1 protein-coding gene is annotated in these 249 nt (G+C 38.2%); it reads left to right on the top strand.

The features are described from left to right. A partial coding sequence (locus ACFINC_RS11490) for a hypothetical protein (RefSeq protein ID WP_375617284.1) occupies positions 1 to 249 on the top strand: 249 nt, incomplete at both ends.

Below are 249 nucleotides of genomic sequence, written 5' to 3'. Positions count from 1 at the left end.
GATGTTGTTCGACTGGTCTTTGACGCTCAAAATCCACCCCATCCTTCCTATCATACGCCTCCAGGACTTTATGGTGTCAAAAATGACTTTTATGCGCTTAATCTCTTAAACCATTCTTCGCGCTTGATGAAACAATCATCATTGCCAACTTCTCTTAATAAGAATCCTTCATCTTACGATACAAAAGAAAAAAATCTTATCGGTCCCCTTTTAGGATTAGCCCTCTTATTGTTCGCTTTTGATCATTTT

Origin of the sequence: Bartonella sp. AP58NXGY (assembly GCF_042195785.1) — a bacterium.
Classification (GTDB): domain Bacteria; phylum Pseudomonadota; class Alphaproteobacteria; order Rhizobiales; family Rhizobiaceae; genus Bartonella.
This window is presented reverse-complemented; position numbering and strand designations above follow the sequence as displayed.